Annotated in this window: 14 protein-coding genes; 8 read left to right on the top strand and 6 right to left on the bottom strand. The window is 59.5% G+C overall.

The features are described 5' to 3' along the window. Positions 1-153 precede the first annotated feature (153 nt). Both typA and thiI read right to left on the bottom strand, forming a co-directional pair. A complete protein-coding gene (gene typA, locus LOY52_RS01745) occupies positions 154-1,974 on the bottom strand; it encodes a translational GTPase TypA (protein ID WP_007961739.1) in 1,821 nt (606 codons plus the stop codon). 139 nt (positions 1,975-2,113) lie between these two features. Continuing rightward, on the bottom strand, positions 2,114-3,568 hold the full coding sequence (gene thiI / locus LOY52_RS01740; protein ID WP_047600876.1) for a tRNA uracil 4-sulfurtransferase ThiI: 1,455 nt from the start codon (positions 3,566-3,568) through the stop codon (positions 2,114-2,116). A gap of 328 nt (positions 3,569-3,896) precedes the next feature. Here thiI and glnA point away from each other — a divergent pair, with 328 nt between their 5' ends. The 5 genes from glnA to ntrC all read left to right on the top strand — a co-directional run bounded on the left by glnA (position 3,897) and on the right by ntrC (position 9,409). After that, positions 3,897-5,303, top strand: coding sequence for a glutamate--ammonia ligase (gene glnA, locus LOY52_RS01735; protein WP_003220788.1), 1,407 nt, complete (start codon positions 3,897-3,899; stop codon positions 5,301-5,303). A gap of 229 nt (positions 5,304-5,532) precedes the next feature. Next, a complete protein-coding gene (locus LOY52_RS01730; protein ID WP_258677952.1) occupies positions 5,533-6,045 on the top strand; it encodes a DUF4124 domain-containing protein in 513 nt (170 codons plus the stop codon). Next, a complete protein-coding gene (locus LOY52_RS01725) occupies positions 6,042-6,659 on the top strand; it encodes a DUF4124 domain-containing protein (protein WP_258677950.1) in 618 nt (205 codons plus the stop codon). The genes LOY52_RS01730 and LOY52_RS01725 overlap by 4 nt, the downstream gene beginning before the upstream one ends. 231 nt (positions 6,660-6,890) lie before the next feature. Then, on the top strand, positions 6,891-7,976 hold the full coding sequence (gene glnL, locus LOY52_RS01720) for a nitrogen regulation protein NR(II) (protein WP_007961730.1): 1,086 nt from the start codon (positions 6,891-6,893) through the stop codon (positions 7,974-7,976). Then, positions 7,973-9,409: a nitrogen regulation protein NR(I) gene (gene ntrC, locus LOY52_RS01715; protein ID WP_003220781.1), complete on the top strand. Its 1,437-nt coding sequence runs from the start codon at positions 7,973-7,975 to the stop codon at positions 9,407-9,409. Before glnL ends, ntrC begins: the two co-directional genes overlap by 4 nt. A 507-nt stretch (positions 9,410-9,916) precedes the next feature. Here the strand turns inward: ntrC and LOY52_RS01710 are convergent. Then, positions 9,917-10,357, bottom strand: a complete 441-nt coding sequence (locus tag LOY52_RS01710; protein WP_258677947.1) for a hypothetical protein — start codon at positions 10,355-10,357, stop codon at positions 9,917-9,919. Here LOY52_RS01710 and LOY52_RS01705 point away from each other — a divergent pair. Then, complete coding sequence (locus LOY52_RS01705; protein ID WP_041071426.1) at positions 10,356-10,811, top strand: tRNA (cytidine(34)-2'-O)-methyltransferase; 456 nt, start codon at positions 10,356-10,358, stop codon at positions 10,809-10,811. The genes LOY52_RS01710 and LOY52_RS01705 overlap by 2 nt on opposite strands. Before the next feature lie 173 nt (positions 10,812-10,984). Here LOY52_RS01705 and secB read toward each other — a convergent pair whose 3' ends face one another. From secB to LOY52_RS01690, 3 genes are read right to left on the bottom strand one after another with little or no spacing between them, the layout of a single operon-like run. Further along, a complete protein-coding gene (secB, locus tag LOY52_RS01700; RefSeq protein WP_027611264.1) occupies positions 10,985-11,470 on the bottom strand; it encodes a protein-export chaperone SecB in 486 nt (161 codons plus the stop codon). Between the two features lie 57 nt (positions 11,471-11,527). Then, on the bottom strand, positions 11,528-11,782 hold the full coding sequence (gene grxC / locus LOY52_RS01695; protein ID WP_003220774.1) for a glutaredoxin 3: 255 nt from the start codon (positions 11,780-11,782) through the stop codon (positions 11,528-11,530). Position 11,783: 1 nt separating this feature from the next. After that, positions 11,784-12,197, bottom strand: coding sequence for a rhodanese-like domain-containing protein (locus LOY52_RS01690; protein ID WP_007961724.1), 414 nt, complete (start codon positions 12,195-12,197; stop codon positions 11,784-11,786). A 153-nt stretch (positions 12,198-12,350) separates the two neighbouring features. On the opposite strand from LOY52_RS01690, the gene gpmI reads away from it, so the two are divergent. Further along, positions 12,351-13,877 carry a 2,3-bisphosphoglycerate-independent phosphoglycerate mutase gene (gene gpmI, locus LOY52_RS01685; RefSeq protein WP_258677943.1) on the top strand — a complete coding sequence of 509 codons (1,527 nt, stop codon included), beginning with the start codon at positions 12,351-12,353 and terminating at the stop codon, positions 13,875-13,877. Between the two features lie 252 nt (positions 13,878-14,129). Beyond that, complete coding sequence (locus LOY52_RS01680; protein WP_258679818.1) at positions 14,130-15,416, top strand: murein hydrolase activator EnvC; 1,287 nt, start codon at positions 14,130-14,132, stop codon at positions 15,414-15,416. Positions 15,417-15,433 lie beyond the last annotated feature (17 nt).

Genomic DNA, 15,433 nt, shown 5'->3' with positions numbered 1-15,433 from the left:
TCGCGAGCAGGCTCGCTCCCACATTGGAATGCGTTCCCCTGTGGGAGCGAGCCTGCTCGCGAAGGGGCCGGCACAAACAACGCGTAAATCCCGGACAAACAAAAACGCCCCCGGTCTCGCGACAGGGGGCGTTTTTTCAGCCTTGGCTAAATCTTATGCCTTGGCTTTCTTGGCAGCGCGGGTACGCTCGCTTTCGTCCAGGATCTTCTTGCGAAGACGGATGGACTTAGGCGTGACTTCGCACAGCTCGTCTTCCTGGATGTATTCCAGAGCCTGTTCCAGAGTGAAGCGAACAGGTGGTACCAGAGCGATGGTTTCGTCTTTACCCGAAGCACGCATGTTGTCGAGCTTCTTGCCTTTGGTAGGGTTCACACCCAGGTCATTGTCGCGGCTGTTCTGACCAACGATCTGACCGTTGTAGATCTCCTGGCCGTGTTCTACGAACAGCTTGCCACGAGCCTGCAGGGTTTCCAGCGAGTAGGTCAGTGCCTTGCCGGTTTCAACCGAAACCAGAACGCCGTTCTGACGGCCGGACATGTGGCCCGACTTCACTGGAGCGTAACGATCGAAGATCGAGGTCAGGATGCCAGCACCGTTGGTCAGGGTCAGGAACTGGTTACGGAAACCGATCAGACCGCGAGCAGGGATGTTGTATTCCAGACGAACACGGCCCTTGCCATCCGGCACCATGTTGCTCAGGTCGCCCTTACGCAGACCCATCTCTTCCATGACCTTGCCCTGCGATTCCTCAGGGATGTCGATGGTGACGTTTTCGAACGGTTCCTGCTTCACGCCGTCAACTTCACGGATGATCACTTCAGGACGGCCCAAGGCCAGCTCGAAGCCTTCGCGACGCATGGTTTCGATCAGTACCGAGAGGTGCAGCTCACCACGGCCGGAAACCTTGAACTTGTCAGCCGAGTCGCCTTCTTCAACGCGCAGTGCAACGTTGTACAGCAGCTCTTTGTCCAGACGATCCTTGATGTTACGGGAGGTCACGAACTTGCCTTCTTTACCGCAGAATGGCGAATCGTTTACCTGGAAGGTCATGGAAACGGTTGGCTCGTCAACGGTCAGCGGCTTCATCGCCTCGACGGTGTTGATGTCGCACAGGGTGTCGGAGATGAACAGCTCGTCGAAGCCGCTGATGCAGACGATGTCGCCGGCTGCTGCTTCTTCAACGTCAATGCGGTGCAGACCGTGGTGACCCATCAGCTTCAGGATACGACCGTTGCGGCGCTTGCCGTCGGCGCTGATCGCGACAACCGGGGTGTTCGGCTTGACGCGACCACGAGCGATACGGCCAACACCGATAACACCCAGGAAGCTGTTGTAGTCCAGAGCGGAGATCTGCATCTGGAACGGACCGTCACGGTCAACGGCCGGAGGCGGAACGTGGTCGACAACTGCCTGGTACAGCGCAGTCATGTCTTCGCCCATGGCGGTGTGATCCAGACCGGCGATGCCGTTCAGGGCCGAAGCGTAAACAACCTGGAAGTCCAGTTGTTCTTCGGTAGCACCGAGGTTGTCGAACAGGTCGAAGATCTGGTCCAGAACCCAGTCCGGACGCGCGCCTGGACGGTCAACCTTGTTGATGACCACGATTGGACGCAGGCCGGCTTCGAACGCCTTCTTGGTCACGAAACGGGTTTGCGGCATAGGGCCGTCTTGAGCGTCAACCAGCAGCAGAACGGAGTCAACCATCGACATTACGCGTTCTACTTCGCCGCCGAAGTCGGCGTGGCCCGGGGTGTCCACGATGTTGATGTGGTAGCCGTTCCAGTTGATGGCGGTGTTTTTCGCCAGAATGGTAATACCGCGCTCTTTTTCCTGGTCGTTGGAGTCCATCACGCGCTCGTCGTTGAGCTCGTTGCGCTCCAGGGTGCCGGATTGACGCAGGAGTTTGTCTACCAGGGTGGTCTTACCATGGTCAACGTGGGCAATGATGGCGATGTTACGTAGATTTTCGATCACTTGTGTATCTCGATCAGAGGATTCGGTTTGCTGACAAGTCTTGGCAGCGATTAACAGTAGTGTCCGGCATGGCCGTTACAGCTTGACGGCGGTGTCGGGGGGCCGGTGACGCAGGCCACAGGCAAACAGCCCCGGGCACTTAGCTCGGTCGATAAACGCGCACATTGGCATGCCCCTCACTGAGCAAATGGTGAGCATGCAGGCGACTCATCACGCCTTTGTCGCAATACAGCAGGTACTGGCGAGTCGGATCCAGCTCCTTGAAACGAGCGTTCACTGCATAGAACGGCATCGTCTGTACTTCTATGCCGGCAAGTTCCAGCGGGTCATCCTCGGCCGCATCCGGGTGACGGATGTCGATGACGATCTGACCGGCCAGCGCTTCGCCGACTTCTTCGATCTGCAAGTCCTGGCCCAATTCGTCGATCACTCGATCGATTGGCACCAGTTTGGCGTTTTCGAGCGCACGCTCGAGAACCGCCATGTCGAATTCTTTCTCTTCGTGCTCAACACGGTGGCGCTTGGCGGCGGTCTTCGGATTGACCGAGATGACCCCGCAGTACTCCGGCATGTGCCGGGCGAAATCGGCGGTGCCGATCTCGTTGGCCGTGTCGATGATGTCCTGCTTGTGCGCAACGATCAGTGGCCGCAGGACCAGTTTGTCGGTCACACAGTCGATCACCGACAGGTTCGGCAGCGTCTGGCTCGATACCTGGGAGATCGCTTCGCCGGTGACCAGCGCATCGATGTGCAGCCGGTCGGCGATGGCCGACGATGCGCGCAACATCATACGCTTCAATACGACGCCCATATGACTGTTATCGACTTTGCCGAGAATTTCGCCCAACACTTCTTCGAACGGAACACTGACAAATAGCACGCGTTGCGAGCTGCCGTACTTCTTCCAGATGAAATGCGCGACTTCCATCACGCCCAATTCGTGGGCACGCCCGCCCAGATTGAAGAAGCAGAAATGCGCCATCAGGCCGCGACGCATGATCTGGTACGCGGCAACCGTCGAGTCAAAACCGCCGGACATCAACACCAGCGTCTGCTCCAGGGCGCCGAGCGGGTAACCGCCGATGCCGTTGTGCTGGCTGTGGATGACAAACAACCGTTGGTCGCGAACTTCGATGCGAACTTCGATTTCCGGGTCTTTGAGGTCGATTCCGGCCGCACCGCACTCACGACGCAGCTTGCTGCCGACGTATTTTTCGACGTCCATCGAGCTGAACGGATGCTTGCCTGCACGCTTGCAGCGCACCGAGAAAATCTTCCCGGCCAGTACATCGCCGTAGTGCTGTTTACACTTCTCGGTGATGTCATCGAAGTCGCCCAGCGGGTATTCGTCGATCTGCAGAAAGTGCGCGACACCCGGGGTGCAGACCAGGCGCTCACCCATCTCTTTCAAGGCTTTGGGGTCGGTAACGCGGGTTTCCAGCTCGAGATTGTCCCACACACCGTTCACCACCACGGCCGGGTCCAGATCGCGGAGCACGGCGCGGATGTTCTTGGCCAACTGGCGGATGAAACGCATCCGGACAGGGCGGCTTTTGATGGTGATCTCGGGGAAGACTTTTACGATTAGTTTCATGAAAACAGCGCGCGCAGGGCCAGCCGAAAAAGGGGGGCGCGGATTATAGCGGAAATTGCTCAAGGTTTAACCAGTTAATATGCAGAAGGTTTCACTTGCACCAAAACGGGTCATTTCTGATTCGAGGCGCTACATTAAGGGGCGAGATTTTCACCTTTATGGCGCTTTGCAGCGCTCAAAGCGTGAAATTGGGGCAAAAAACCCATGCTGGGGCACTGGCATGCAATTTGCTCCCTTGTGAGGCAGGTTGCCTTGGCAGAGTATCTGCGCCGGCATCACCCATATTAAGGGCATCCACTACCAAGCCCTAAGCCACCCGGAGGACACTATGTCGAAGTCGGTTCAACTCATCAAAGATCATGACGTCAAGTGGATTGATCTGCGCTTCACGGACACCAAAGGCACTCAGCACCACGTGACCATGCCGGCTCGCGATGCGCTGGAAGACGACTTCTTCGAGGTCGGCAAGATGTTCGACGGTTCCTCCATCGCTGGCTGGAAAGGCATCGAAGCCTCCGACATGATCCTGCTGCCGGACGACGATACTGCCGTTCTCGACCCGTTCACCGAAGACGCAACCCTGATCCTGGTTTGCGACATCATCGAACCGTCGACCATGCAAGGTTACGATCGCGACCCGCGCGCCATCGCTCACCGTGCCGAGGAATACCTGAAGACCACCGGTATCGGTGACACCGTCTTCGCCGGTCCAGAACCAGAGTTCTTCATCTTCGACGAAGTGAAGTTCAAGTCCGACATCTCCGGCTCGATGTTCAAGATCTACTCCGAACAAGGCTCCTGGATGTCCGACCAGGACATCGAAGGCGGCAACAAAGGCCACCGTCCTGGCATCAAAGGCGGCTACTTCCCGGTTCCGCCGTTCGACCACGACCACGAAATCCGTACTGCCATGTGCAACGCACTGGAAGAGATGGGCCAGACCGTTGAAGTTCACCACCACGAAGTGGCGACTGCCGGTCAGAACGAAATCGGTGTCAAGTTCAACACCCTGGTGAAGAAAGCTGACGAAGTTCAGACTCTGAAATACGTTGTCCACAACGTTGCCGACGCTTACGGCCGCACCGCGACCTTCATGCCGAAGCCACTGTACGGCGACAACGGCTCGGGCATGCACGTCCACATGTCCATCGCCAAAGACGGCAAGAACACCTTCGCTGGCGAAGGCTATGCCGGCCTGTCCGAAACCGCCCTGTACTTCATCGGCGGTATCATCAAGCACGGTAAGGCCCTGAACGGCTTCACCAACCCGGCCACCAACTCCTACAAGCGCCTGGTGCCAGGTTTCGAAGCTCCGGTGATGCTGGCCTACTCGGCGCGCAACCGTTCCGCCTCGATCCGTATTCCTTACGTCAACAGCCCACGCGGCCGTCGTATTGAAGCACGCTTCCCGGATCCGGCTGCCAACCCGTACCTGGCTTTCGCAGCACTGCTGATGGCCGGCCTGGACGGTATCCAGAACAAGATCCACCCAGGCGATGCCGCTGACAAAAACCTGTACGACCTGCCGCCTGAAGAGGCGAAAGAGATCCCACAAGTTTGCGGCAGCCTCAAAGAAGCCCTGGAAGAGCTGGACAAGGGCCGTGCGTTCCTGACCAAAGGCGGCGTGTTCTCCGACGACTTCATCGACGCTTACATCGCGCTGAAATCCGAAGAAGAAATCAAGGTCCGCACCTTCGTACACCCACTGGAATATGAGCTGTACTACAGCTGCTGATCCGGTAGCGCCGCGCTACGCGGCGTGACAAAAAAGGCCTCCTTCGGGAGGCCTTTTTTATTGAAGATCAAGAGATCGCAGCCTTCGGCAGCTCCTACAGGATCGGTGCAGGAGCTGCCGAAGGCTGCATCTTTTGACTTGGCTTTTCAATTCCATTTGTTAACGGCTTGGGCTTGTCGCCCACCCTGACCTATGCTGCACCCCATCGCCTTCTTTCCCGGTCGATTTCATGGGTCGCACCTTTCTCTACCTCCTGCTGCTGATCGCCCTGCCCGCCGCCGCGCAGATCTACAAGTACACCGATGCCAATGGCAACACGGTTTACAGCGATCACTCGCCGGACGGTGTTCAGGCGCAGCCGGTCGAGTTGCCACCACTCAACCGCGTCGAGCCACAGGCACCGAGCGCGCCAGCGCCTTCAAGCACCGACACACGCCCCACTGCACGCAGTGCTTATGAAGTGCTGGAACTGAGCGGCCTGCCCAGCGAAGAAGCGCTACGCGCCAACAACGGCACCTTCACCGTCAATGTGCTGATCAAGCCACGCTTGCAGGCGCCGCACCAATTAAGGCTGATACTGGACGACGCGCCTTACGGCCAGCCGAGCAACGTGCCGATCCTGCAACTGGTGAACGTCGATCGCGGCGAGCATCGTCTCGCGGTGCAGGTGATCGACGGCGAAACGATCATCCAGCAGAGCCCGGCGGTGGTGTTCACCGTACAGCGGGTGCACAGGCCATGAGGATTTTCTGGCTGATCCTGTGTCTGTTCGCCCTGCCCGTTTCGGCAGAGGTCTTCACCTATGTCGACGCCCAAGGCAATCGCGTCTACACCGACCAGCCGCGCGGCAACGCCAAGCGCGTGCCTATCGCAACCAGCAATCGCATGTCGGCCAACCCCACATCTGCTGCACCGATCAGCACAGCAAAAAAGGTCGCGGAACAACCACCGTTTCACTACGACATGCTGCGCATCCTGATCCCCGAGCCGGATGCGACCCTGCGCAGCAGCGCGGGCGAGGTGATCGTCAGCGTCACCAGCGAACCCGGTTTACAGCAGGGCCATCGCTATCGCCTCCTACTGGACGGCCAGGCCACCGGCGAGCCTGGCCTGAGTCCGGTGTTCCCGTTGAGCAACATCGACCGGGGCAGCCACGACCTGTCGGTGGAAATCCTTGATGAACAGGGTCGCACTGTCGAGCGCACCGCCAACCAGCCATTCCACATGCTACGCATCTCGCTGGCGCAGAAACGCCAGGTCAAACCCTGCGTCAGCGAAGACTACGGCGTGCGCCCGGAATGTCCGCTGAAAGACAAACCCGCCGAAGAAAAAAATCCCTTCCTGCGCTTCTTCTAACGCCATTCAGCTTTACGCACTATATTGGTGCAATAGGCTGCACCGTACCCAGATTCCAACCCATTTTGGTTCGAAACTTCCCGTTTGAGCTGGCACCCTGCCACTCAAACGAGCGTCAAACGCCTGTTTCACGGGTTGAACGCTTCTTTTCGGAGCCTTGGTTTGGTTTTTGCATTTTCCGTTTAACGACGCCTGCTTCTTGCGCACGCTCCGCCCCCAAAAGAGGCTCCGATGACTATTAGCGACGCAATCCACCGTTTGCTGCTCGACAACCTGACCACCGCCACCATTCTGCTCGATGCCGAACTGCGCCTTGAGTATATGAACCCGGCGGCCGAGATGCTGCTGGCCATCAGCGGTCAGCGCAGCCATGGGCAGTTCATCAGCGAGTTGTTCACCGAGTCCACGGAGGCGCTCAACTCGCTGCGTCAGGCAGTCGAACAGGCGCACCCGTTCACCAAGCGCGAAGCGATGCTCACCGCCCTCACCGGCCAGACCCTGACCGTGGACTATGCGGTGACACCGATCCTCAGCAACGGCGCGACCATGCTCCTGCTGGAAGTGCACCCGCGTGACCGTCTGCTGCGGATCACCAAAGAAGAGGCGCAACTGTCCAAGCAGGAAACCAGCAAAATGCTGGTGCGCGGCCTCGCCCACGAGATCAAGAATCCGCTCGGCGGCATCCGTGGCGCCGCGCAATTGCTGGCCCGCGAACTGCCGGAAGACAGCCTGCGCGACTACACCAACGTGATCATTGAAGAGGCCGACCGCCTGCGCAATCTGGTCGACCGCATGCTCGGCTCGAACAAGCTGCCGTCGCTGGCGTTGTGCAACGTTCACGAAGTGCTCGAACGCGTCTGCCAACTGGTCGAAGCGGAAAGCCAGGGTTGCATCACCTTGGTGCGCGACTACGACCCGAGCATTCCCGACGTATTGATCGACCGCGAACAAATGATTCAGGCCGTACTGAACATCGTGCGCAACGCGATGCAGGCGATCAGCAGCCAGAACGAGCTGCGTCTGGGCCGCATCAGCCTGCGCACCCGGACCATGCGCCAGTTCACCATTGGCCACGTCCGCCATCGCCTGGTGACCAAAATCGAGATCATCGACAACGGCCCGGGGATCCCTGCAGAACTTCAGGAAACCATCTTCTTTCCCATGGTCAGCGGCCGCCCGGACGGTACCGGGCTGGGCCTGGCCATCACCCAGAACATCATCAGCCAGCACCAGGGCCTGATCGAGTGTGACAGCCACCCCGGCCACACCACGTTCTCGATCTTTCTGCCACTGGAACAAGGAGCCACATCGACATGAGCCGTAGTGAAACCGTGTGGATCGTCGATGACGACCGTTCTATCCGTTGGGTTCTGGAAAAAGCCTTGCAGCAGGAAGGCATGACCACGCAGAGCTTCGACAGCGCCGATGGCGTGATGAGTCGTCTGGCCCGTCAGCAGCCTGATGTGATCATTTCCGACATCCGCATGCCGGGCGCCAGTGGCCTCGACCTGCTGGCACGTATCCGCGAACAGCACCCACGGCTGCCAGTGATCATCATGACCGCGCACTCCGACCTCGACAGCGCCGTCGCGTCTTATCAGGGCGGTGCTTTCGAATACCTGCCAAAGCCGTTCGACGTCGACGAAGCGGTATCGCTGGTCAAACGCGCCAATCAGCATGCGCAGGAGCAGCAAGGCCTGGAAGTGGTGCCGGCTCTCACCCGCACGCCGGAAATCATCGGCGAAGCGCCAGCGATGCAGGAAGTGTTTCGCGCCATCGGCCGCTTGAGCCATTCCAACATCACCGTGCTGATCAACGGCGAATCCGGTACCGGTAAAGAACTGGTGGCCCATGCCCTGCACCGCCACAGCCCGCGCGCGGCCTCGCCGTTCATCGCGCTGAACATGGCGGCGATCCCCAAGGACCTGATGGAATCCGAGCTGTTCGGCCACGAGAAAGGTGCGTTCACTGGCGCGGCCAACCTGCGTCGCGGGCGCTTCGAGCAGGCGGACGGCGGCACGCTGTTCCTCGACGAAATCGGCGACATGCCGGCCGACACCCAGACCCGTTTGCTGCGGGTGCTGGCCGACGGCGAGTTCTATCGCGTTGGCGGCCATGTGCCGGTCAAGGTCGATGTGCGGATCATCGCCGCGACTCACCAGAATCTGGAAACCCTGGTGCACGCCGGGAAATTCCGTGAGGACTTGTTCCACCGCCTCAACGTGATCCGCATCCACATTCCGCGCCTGTCGGACCGTCGCGAAGACATCCCGACCCTGGCCAAGCACTTCCTCAGCCGCGCCGCGCAAGAACTGGCGGTGGAGCCGAAGCTGCTGAAAAGCGAGACCGAGGAATACCTGAAGAACCTGCCGTGGGGCGGCAACGTGCGCCAGTTGGAGAACACCTGCCGCTGGATCACCGTGATGGCCTCCGGGCGCGAAGTGCACATCAGTGACCTGCCGCCGGAACTGCTGAGCCTGCCACAGGATTCGGCACCAGTGACCAACTGGGAGCAGGCGCTGCGCCAATGGGCCGATCAGGCGTTGGCCCGTGGTCAGTCGAGCCTGCTCGACAGCGCGGTGCCGGCGTTCGAGCGGATCATGATCGAGACTGCACTGAAGCACACGGCCGGTCGCCGGCGTGATGCGGCGGTATTGCTCGGCTGGGGGCGTAATACCCTGACGCGCAAGATCAAGGAATTGGGGATGAAAGTGGACGGTGGGGATGATGATGAGGGGGATGAGGGCTAAGCCCCTCCTCTAATCGTCCGCGAAAAGATCGCAGCCTTCGGCAGCGCCTACACAGAACCCATATCCCTGTAGGAGCTGCCGAAGGCTGCGATCTTTTTTGTGTGCACCGCCACAAGGCACGGCGAACCGCAATTGGGCATGACTCACTGATCAAAAAAACACCAACAAGATCAAAGTTTCAACCAAGCAGAAGCATCAAAGCCCCGATTCACGGGGCTTTCGCGGTTCTTAGGCTTTTTTCTGTTTCGAAATACTAAAACTGGCACGCGCCCTGCAATAACGCTTACAGGTGATTCGATTCACCAAACCTTTCGGGGACCTTGGTACAGGCAGGCCGGGGATTCCCCTCTTTACACCGGGTTCAAAACCGCAACGCGGCGAACCCACCCTTTTGGGATCCTTGGTACAGGCAGGCCGGGGGTTCCCTCTTTACATCGGACCGACGCTCTCAGCGAAGTCCACCCCGTTTTGGGAACCCTGGTACAGGCAGGCCGGGGATTCCCGCTTTTATTGCTCCCGGAGATGGATCTCCAGCCGCCAGCGGTCATCGACCTTGCTGGCGGCCCAGTCCCCCTGCAGCGGCCGCGCCGCCAGCACCGTCAGCAAAAGCCCACCGTCACTCAAGCGCGTTCGCCAGTTCACGTCCTTGCCGTTGAGCTTGAGCTGACCCTTTTGCGCCTTGCCCTCTGCCTGAAACAACAGGGCCACAGTGCCATCGATGATTTCACCGTGCAGCTTGGGTTCGTTATCGAACCACACCACCAGGCCGTCAGCGGTCACCTCGACCTGCTGCAGCACGCTGGGGTCCGGCGTGGTCAGGCGGCCGATCATCAAGCCGACCATCAAGCCGACAATCGCCAGCGAACCGATCACCCGTGGGAATAGTTTCGAACGCGGGTCGGCTTGCGGCGTAGAATGCGCGTCATCTTTACCTTCGGAGCCGTGCATGTTTCACGTCATCCTTTTTCAACCAGAAATTCCGCCGAACACCGGCAACGTTATCAGGCTATGCGCCAACAGCGGCTGCCACCTGCATTTGATCGAACCACTGGGTTTCGAGATGGACGACAAGCGCTTGCGCCGGGCCGGTCTCGACTACCACGAATATGCCACGTTGCAGCGTCACGCCGACCTCGCCAGTTGCCTGGAAAGCCTCGGCCACCCACGGTTGTTCGCGTTCACCACCAAAGGCTCGCGGCCGTTTCACGATGCCGCGTTCGTCCCGGGCGATGCGTTCATCTTCGGCCCGGAAAGCCGTGGCCTGCCGCCGGAAGTGCTCGACGCCCTGCCCGCCGAACAGCGCCTGCGCCTGCCGATGCGTGAAGGCTGCCGCAGCCTGAACCTGTCCAACACCGTGGCGGTGGCCGTGTACGAAGCGTGGCGGCAGAACGACTTTAAATAACTACCCGATCCTGTAGGAACTGCCGAAGGCTCGGGCCGCGTTCGGACGATCTTTTGATCTTGTTTTTGAAGATCAAAAGATCGCAGCCTTCGGCAGCTCCTACATGAAGCCTGTATTCCAACCCAAGAAAAAAGCGCCTGTTACGGCGCTTTTTTCGTTGTCACTCAAACCGCTTATTGTACGGTCGGCGTCTCGCCAGCTTCCTGCATGCGCTGCAGCTCTTGCGCGTACAGAGCGTCGAAGTTCACCGGCGCCAGCATCAGGGCCGGGAACGAACCACGGGTCACCAGGCTGTCCAGGGTCTCGCGAGCGTACGGGAACAGGATGTTCGGGCAGAACGCACCCAGAGTGTGGCTCATCGAAGCTGCGTCGAGGTTCTTGATCAGGAAGATACCGGCCTGTTGCACTTCAGCGATGAAGGCCACTTCGTCACCGTTTTTCACGGTCACGGACAGGGTCAGCACGACTTCGTAGAAATCGCCTTCCAGTTCTTTCTGACGGGTGTTCAGGTCCAGGCCGACGGTCGGGTCCCACTGCTGGCGGAAGATCGCCGGGCTTTTCGGGGCTTCGAAGGACAGATCGCGTACGTAGATGCGCTGCAAGGAGAATTGCGGTGCGGTTTCTTCTTCGCTGGCTGCAGTGTTCTGTTGGTCAGTCATCTCAGATCCTTTCTGATCTTGGGTCTTTTAGGGAGTGCTGTACGTGGGTGCAGCCGTTCAGGCCTTGAGCAGCGCGTCGAGCTTGCCGGCGCGCTCCAGGGCATACAAATCATCACAACCGCCGATGTGCTTTTCGCCGATCCAGATCTGCGGCACGGACGTGCGCCCGGCTTTCTGGCTCATGGCAGCACGAATCTGCGGCTTGCCATCGACCTTGATCTCTTCGAAGGCCACACCTTTGTTCGCGAGCAATTGCTTGGCTCGCATGCAGTAAGGGCAGTAATCGCTGGAGTAGACGATGACTTCGCTCATATCACTTCACCAGCGGCAGGTTGTCGCCTTTCCAGCTGGAGATCCCGCCGGACAGCTTGGCGGCGGTGAAGCCGGATTTCATCAGCTCGCGGGCGTGGGTGCCGGCGGTCTGGCCCAGGGCGTCCACCAGAATGATGGTCTTGGCCTTGTGCTTTTCCAGCTCGCCGGTACGCGCGGCCAGTTTGTCTTGAGGAATGTTGATCGCGCCAACGATATGGCCGGCGGCGTAATCTTTCGCCGGACGGATGTCCACCACCACGCCTGCGTCCTTGTTGACCAGTGCGGTCAGTTCGCCGGTGCTCAGGCTTTTACCGCCGCCCTGCATCGTGTGCGCCAGCAGCAAAGCCAGCAATACGACGAAGATACCGACAAGAATGTAGTGGTTAGTGGCAAATTCAATCAGGTGAGCAACCATCGAAGGAGGTTCCAGGGCGTTAAAATGTCGGCCAGTATACACAGCCACTATGGTGGGCCAAACCCCGTCCGGCGGTGACGTGGATTGAACTTGGCTTTAAACTGCCACTCCCTTTTCCATCGCCCTCTTCTTTATTAGCCACGAGTGGATTCCATGACTACCACGCCTAAACCTTTGGTCCTGATGATTCTCGACGGCTTCGGTCACAGTGACAGCCACGAATCCAATGCCGTGTATGCGGCGAAGAAACCTGTGCTCGATCGTCTGTGGGCCACGGTGCCGAACGGCCTGATCTCCGGCAGCGGCATGGACGTCGGCCTGCCGGACGGCCAGATGGGCAACTCCGAAGTCGGCCACATGAACCTCGGCGCCGGACGCGTGGTGTACCAGGACTTCACGCGCGTGACCAAAGCGATCCGCGACGGCGAGTTTTTCGAAAACCCGACCATCTGCGCCGCCGTGGATAAAGCCGTGGCCGCCGGCAAAGCCGTGCATTTCATGGGCCTGTTGTCCGATGGCGGCGTACACAGCCACCAGGATCACCTGATTGCCATGGCCGAACTGGCCTTCAAGCGTGGCGCCGAGAAAATCTACCTGCACGCTTTCCTCGATGGCCGCGACACCCCGCCGAAAAGCGCTGCGTCGTCGATCGAACTGCTCGACGCGACCTTCCAGGCACTTGGCAAGGGCCGCATCGCCAGCCTCATCGGTCGCTACTTCGCGATGGACCGTGACAACCGTTGGGACCGCGTATCCCAGGCCTACAACCTGATCGTCGACGGCACCGCCGAATTCAACGCGGCCACCGCCCAGGAAGGCCTCGACGCCGCCTACGCCCGTGGCGAGAGCGACGAATTCGTCAAAGCCACCACCATCGGCGAGCCGGTCAAGGTCGAAGACGGCGACGCCGTGGTGTTCATGAACTTCCGCGCCGACCGCGCCCGCGAACTGAGCCGCGTGTTCGTCGAAGACGATTTCAAGGAATTCGAGCGCGCGCGCCAGCCAAAAGTGCAGTACGTGGGCTTGACCCAATACGCTGCTAGCATCCCGGCCCCGGCGGCTTTCGCTCCAGGCAGCCTGGAAAACGTGCTTGGCGACTATTTGGCGAAAAACGGCAAGACTCAGCTGCGCATCGCCGAAACCGAAAAATATGCACACGTGACCTTCTTCTTCTCCGGCGGCCGTGAAGAACCGTTCCCGGGTGAAGAGCGCATTCTGATCCCGTCGCCGAAAGTCGCCACCTACGACCTGCAACCGGAAATGAGCGCGCCGGAAGTCACCGACCGCATCGTCGATGCCATCGAACACCAGCGTTACGACGTGATCGTGGTCAACTACGCCAACGGCGACATGGTCGGCCACAGCGGCGTGTTCGACGCAGCGGTAAAAGCCGTGGAATGCCTGGACACCTGCGTTGGCCGTATCGTCGAAGCGCTGGAAAAGGTGGGTGGCGAAGCGCTGATCACCGCTGACCACGGCAACGTCGAAAAAATGGCCGATGAAGAAACCCACCAGGCGCACACCGCGCACACCACCGAGCCGGTGCCGTTCATTTATGTCGGCAAGCGTGACCTCAAGGTCCGTGAAGGCGGCGTACTGGCGGACGTGGCACCGACCATGCTGATGCTGCTGGGTCTGGAGAAACCGGCGGAAATGACTGGCACCTCGATTCTGGTCTGACCCGATCCATAAAACATCGCAAAACCCTGTGGGAGCTGGCTTGCCAGCGATAGCAGTCTGACAGCCAACAGCTATGTTGAATGTGCAGACGCCATCGCTGGCAAGCCAGCTCCCACAGTGGTTTATGGGGTTTTCGAAATGGAAATGAGCCTCTCTGCCGCTCCAGTTATCACACAAGCCCAATTGGGCGTTTTTTTTGCCGCCCCGGGCGGGCATACTAGGCCGTCCATTACCCTGGTGCCGCCCGCCTCTATGCTCCGCGTCCTGATCGCCCTCGCTCTGACCTGCCTGCTCCAACCGGCCTTCGCTGACGAGCGCGCGCAAACCCAACAGCAGCTGGATGCCACGCGTCAGGACATTGCCGAGCTGAAAAAGCTGCTGGGCAAGCTGCAGGAAGAAAAGTCCGGTGTGCAGAAAGAGCTCAAGGGCACCGAAACCGAGATGGGCAAGCTCGAGAAGCAGGTCGATGCCCTGCAGAAAGAGCTGAAGAAAAGCGAATCCGAGCTGCAGCGGCTCGATGCGGAGAAAAAAAAACTCCAGAGCGCGCGCACTGAACAGCAACGACTGATCGCCATCCAGGCCCGCGCGGCCTACCAGAACGGCCGTCAGGAATACCTCAAGCTGCTGCTCAACCAGCAGAATCCCGAGAAATTCGCCCGCACCCTCACCTATTACGATTACCTGAGCCAGGCCCGCCTGGAGCAGCTGAAGAACTTCAACGAAACCCTGCGCCAACTGGCCAATGTCGAAAAAGACATCGCCATGCAGCAGGCGCAATTGCTGGTGCAGAAGAGCAGCCTCGACACCCAGCGCGACGAACTCGACAAGGTCCGCAAGGAACGCCAACAAGTCCTCGCCAAACTCAACGATGACGTGAAAGCCCGCGACCAGAAACTGGCCGCCCGCGAGCAGGATCAGGCAGACCTGTCTAAAGTCCTTAAAACCATTGAAGAAACCCTGGCCCGCCAGGCCCGTGAGGCAGAAGAAGCGCGGCAGAAAGCGCTGATCGCCCAGCAGGAAGCGGAAAAAAAGCGTTTGCGTGAGGCGCAGGCTGAAAACAGCGACGCCCCACGAAAACCCGTCAAATCAACCCCCGGCGCACTGGTGTCCAGCAGCGGCGAGACCTTCGGTGGCCCTTTTGCTGCAACCCGGGGAAAACTTCCGTGGCCGGTTGATGGTCGATTGCTGGCACGCTTCGGCGAAAGCCGTGGCGACGATGCCCGCACCAAGTGGGATGGCGTGATGATCAGCGCCGCCGCCGGCAGCCAGGTGCATGCCGTGCACGGCGGGCGCGTGGTGTTCGCCGACTGGCTGCGTGGCGCCGGGCTGCTGGTGATCCTTGATCACGGCAATGGTTATCTGAGTCTTTACGGTCACAACCAGACACTGCTCAAGTCGGCCGGTGACGTGGTAAAAGCCGGTGAGTCGATCTCCACTGTGGGTAACAGTGGCGGTCAGGACACACCAGCGCTGTATTTCGCAATTCGTCAGCAGGGTCACCCGAGTGATCCGGCGCAATGGTGTCACGCGCAAGGATAAGCGCGTCGCCTAATTCA

The organism is Pseudomonas sp. B21-051 (assembly GCF_024748795.1).
Lineage (GTDB): Bacteria > Pseudomonadota > Gammaproteobacteria > Pseudomonadales > Pseudomonadaceae > Aquipseudomonas > Aquipseudomonas putida_A.
The sequence above is the reverse complement of the archived record's forward strand: the minus strand, read 5'-3'. Positions and strand labels throughout refer to the sequence as shown.

What these genes read in the sequence shown, in the direction of transcription:
- LOY52_RS01690 (WP_007961724.1), bottom strand. Translation starts at nt 12,197, where the DNA reads ATGGTTGCTCACCTGATTGAATTTGCCACTAACCACTACATTCTTGTC.
- glnA (WP_003220788.1), top strand. Translation starts at nt 3,897, where the DNA reads ATGTCGAAGTCGGTTCAACTCATCAAAGATCATGACGTCAAGTGGATT.
- LOY52_RS01730 (WP_258677952.1), top strand. Translation starts at nt 5,533, where the DNA reads ATGGGTCGCACCTTTCTCTACCTCCTGCTGCTGATCGCCCTGCCCGCC.
- secB (WP_027611264.1), bottom strand. Translation starts at nt 11,470, where the DNA reads ATGACTGACCAACAGAACACTGCAGCCAGCGAAGAAGAAACCGCACCG.
- thiI (WP_047600876.1), bottom strand. Translation starts at nt 3,568, where the DNA reads ATGAAACTAATCGTAAAAGTCTTCCCCGAGATCACCATCAAAAGCCGC.
- grxC (WP_003220774.1), bottom strand. Translation starts at nt 11,782, where the DNA reads ATGAGCGAAGTCATCGTCTACTCCAGCGATTACTGCCCTTACTGCATG.
- LOY52_RS01710 (WP_258677947.1), bottom strand. Translation starts at nt 10,357, where the DNA reads ATGCACGGCTCCGAAGGTAAAGATGACGCGCATTCTACGCCGCAAGCC.
- LOY52_RS01680 (WP_258679818.1), top strand. Translation starts at nt 14,130, where the DNA reads ATGCTCCGCGTCCTGATCGCCCTCGCTCTGACCTGCCTGCTCCAACCG.
- ntrC (WP_003220781.1), top strand. Translation starts at nt 7,973, where the DNA reads ATGAGCCGTAGTGAAACCGTGTGGATCGTCGATGACGACCGTTCTATC.
- LOY52_RS01705 (WP_041071426.1), top strand. Translation starts at nt 10,356, where the DNA reads ATGTTTCACGTCATCCTTTTTCAACCAGAAATTCCGCCGAACACCGGC.
- glnL (WP_007961730.1), top strand. Translation starts at nt 6,891, where the DNA reads ATGACTATTAGCGACGCAATCCACCGTTTGCTGCTCGACAACCTGACC.
- LOY52_RS01725 (WP_258677950.1), top strand. Translation starts at nt 6,042, where the DNA reads ATGAGGATTTTCTGGCTGATCCTGTGTCTGTTCGCCCTGCCCGTTTCG.
- gpmI (WP_258677943.1), top strand. Translation starts at nt 12,351, where the DNA reads ATGACTACCACGCCTAAACCTTTGGTCCTGATGATTCTCGACGGCTTC.